Here is a 3,044-nt window from a genome sequence, read left to right as displayed (position 1 = left end):
CGCCGACTACCTCGACAACGCGGACAACCTCGCCGCCACCGTGGTCAACGTGGCCCACTGGATCCACACCGGATCGGTGCACGGCCACCGCCTCGGCGTGCCGGGCGTCCAGGTCGGCGTTGTCCCGGTCGGCCTCGGTGGACTGCTCGGCGACCGCGTCCAGGTCGGCCTGCGCCTTCTCGGCACGGCCCAGCGCGTCGGTGTGCGCGGCGGCGAGCCGCTCGATCTCCTCACCGGCGCTCGTGGTCCGCGCCCGGGCGGAGTTGACCTGGCCGGTCAGCCGGGCCAGCCCCTCGCGCCGGTCGGCGATGGCCTTCGCGGCGGTGACCAGCTCCCGTTCGGCGGCGGCGAGCTGCCGTTCCAGCTCCTGCCGGTGCTCGACCGCCTCGGCCAGGCGGACCTGGTCCTCGGTCAGCGCGGCGCGCAGTTCCTCCTCCTGGTCGCGGACCCGTCGCGACTCCGCCTCCAGCTGCTCGGGGTCGCGGCCCGGGCGCTCGTCGTCACCGGTGGCGCTGAGGTGGCGCAGTCGTTCCCGGGCGAGCTGCTCGATGGAGCGGAACCGTTCCTGGAGGGCGGAGAGGCGGTACCAGGTGTCCTGGGCCGCCGCGAGCAGCGGGGCGTCCTCGGCCAGGGCCGCCTCCAGTTCGCCGAGCCGACCCTGCACCTCGCCGTGCTCGGCCTCGATCTGTTCCCGTCGTTCGCGCAGCGCGGTCTCGTCGGCGATCTCCCGGTCCAGCGTGGTCCGCAGCGTGTGCAGGTCGTCGGCGAGCAGCCGGAGCCGGGCGTCACGCAGGTTGGCCTGGATCGCGGCGGCGCGGCGGGCCACCTCGGCCTGCCGACCCAGCGGCTTGAGCTGGCGGCGCAGCTCGGCGGTGAGGTCGGTGAGACGGTTGAGATTGGTCTGCATCGCGTCGAGCTTCCGCAGCGCCTTCTCCTTGCGCTTGCGGTGCTTGAGGACGCCCGCCGCCTCCTCGATGAAGGACCGCCGGTCCTCCGGCTTGGCGTGCAGCATGCCGTCGAGCCGGCCCTGCCCGACGATGATGTGCATCTCCCGGCCGATGCCGGAGTCGGAGAGCAGCTCCTGGATGTCGAGCAGGCGGCAGGAGTCACCGTTGATCTCGTACTCGCTCTCGCCGGAACGGAACATCCGGCGGGTGATGGAGACCTCGGTGTACTCGATCGGCAGCGCGCCGTCGGTGTTGTCGATGGTGAGGGTGACCTCGGCCCGGCCCAGCGGCGCCCGCCCGGCGGTGCCGGCGAAGATGACGTCCTCCATCTTGCCGCCGCGCAGCGCCTTCGCGCCCTGCTCGCCGAGCACCCAGGCGATCGCGTCGACGACGTTGGACTTGCCGGAGCCGTTCGGGCCCACCACACAGGTGATCCCGGGCTCCAGCTTCAACGTCGTGGCGGAGGCGAAGGACTTGAAGCCCTTCACCGTCAGGCTCTTGAGATGCACCTTCTCGATCCTCGTCCGGTGGCCGCCGTACCGTCGCCGGCTGCGCGGACCTGGTGAACCCGCAGACTAACCCGCGACCGGGACGCGGCCGGCACGCGACCCACCCCGACGGCCGGGGTGTCCGCTTTCCGGCCCGCGAGCGCGACGTGGCGGAAACGGCAAGATCATATGCCCGGACGCAATTCCGGGCCGGATCCGCAAGATCGATAATTGCGGGAAAGAGCAAAGGGGTACGCACATGGCTGCGCGCCGGCACAGGAGTGTCGGCGCGCTTTTCGGTGTGGTGCGATTCAGTTTTCCGACAACCGGAGATCAGGTCAGCGCGGGCTCGGCCAGACGGAGGAGGTCGTCCGCCTCCGCCGCTGCCGCCGCAAGCCGATCGTTCTCGGCGCGCAGACGCGTGATCTCGAACTCCAGTGCCTGAACCCTGGACCGCAGTCGGGTGACCTCGTCGAGCAGACGCCGGTCGGGCGCTGCACCTACGTGGCCGTAGAGGGCCTTCGCCATGCTGACTCCTTGATATGCGCTGCCGGAAAGGCCGGCCAACGCGCGCCCATGATGTTCGCGGCTGCCATTCCCGACGTATCGGGGCATGGCTGGGCGCGACTGGCGACACCTATATATTGAGCCGAACCCCCCTCCTTCGTCAAGTTGACGCAGGCCGTAGATCATCTCCACGTCGGCCGGGCCACTCGCCGGGGGGCTGCCAGAAGGCGCGGACACGCTCTGTCCGGACGCCTTTACTGTACGCCCGGGAATGTGTGAACGGCTCACCCTTGGCGTGGGGTTCGCCTTAACTCTTTCTTAGCCACGTTGCCGCAGCTCGAACCGCCCCCGTAGCGTCACCCCGGCCCGCAACCGACCCGTGGAGGGGACAGGCGTGTATCGCTGGACCGACCCGATCGAACCGGAGGACGCCTCCCGGCGCCCCGAGCCGCCGACCGACGAGGGTCCGGCGTGGCTCACCGACCGGCCCGAGCCGCGGTCGTCGTACCTCTTCGGGGACGAGCCGGGACAGCCGCCGGTCGGCCACCTGCCGCCCACCCTCGACGCCGACCGCTACGGCGACACCGTCCGGCGCGGCCACGGCCCGACCGGTCTGCACGGCGACGCCGACGCCACCACCGTGCGACCCGGCTACGGCCCCGTCGCGCAGCCGGGGTACGCCGCCGAGCCCCAGCCCGGTCACGGCCCCGCCGCCCAGGCCGGATACGGCCCCGCGGCACAGGCCGGATACGGCCCCCCGGCACAGGCCGGATACGGCCCCGCCGGCCAGCCCGGGTACGGCGCCGAGACCCACCCGGGCACGCCGTTCGAGGCGGCCGGGCCGTACGCCGCGCCCCGCGACAGGTGGAACGGCGAGGAGCAGCCGGCCGGTGCCTGGGAGCAGCCCACCGCCGCCTGGCAACCGGTGACCGACACCCCCGCCGACGACGACGGCCGCCACCGCCCGAAGCGGCGGCTGAGCCGCCCGTTCGTGATCGGCGGGGCCGCCGCCGCGGCGACCCTGGTGGTGAGCCTGGGCGTGGGCGCCTTCCTGCTGCCCGGCGACGACGGGCCGGCCGAGCGGACCTCCGCGGACGCGCCG

General features: G+C 72.6%; 2 protein-coding genes and 1 pseudogene. 1 reads left to right on the top strand and 2 read right to left on the bottom strand.

Features of this window, described 5'->3' with window-relative positions:
• Together HUW36_RS29530 and HUW36_RS29525 are read right to left on the bottom strand one after the other, a co-directional pair.
• Positions 1-1,456 (bottom strand): chromosome segregation SMC family protein (locus HUW36_RS29530; RefSeq protein ID WP_246248386.1); only part of this gene is annotated, 1,456 nt, incomplete at its 3' end.
• A gap of 312 nt (positions 1,457-1,768) precedes the next feature.
• Positions 1,769-1,963, bottom strand: a complete 195-nt coding sequence (locus tag HUW36_RS29525; RefSeq protein ID WP_036374707.1) for a hypothetical protein — start codon at positions 1,961-1,963, stop codon at positions 1,769-1,771.
• A 373-nt stretch (positions 1,964-2,336) separates the two neighbouring features.
• Here HUW36_RS29525 and HUW36_RS29520 point away from each other — a divergent pair.
• Positions 2,337-3,044, top strand: a pseudogene (locus tag HUW36_RS29520) (CAP domain-containing protein); the annotation flags it as partial.

The organism is Micromonospora maritima (genome assembly GCF_902825405.1).
Classification (GTDB): Bacteria; Actinomycetota; Actinomycetes; order Mycobacteriales; family Micromonosporaceae; genus Micromonospora; species Micromonospora maritima.
The sequence above is the reverse complement of the archived record's forward strand: the minus strand, read 5'-3'. Positions and strand labels throughout refer to the sequence as shown.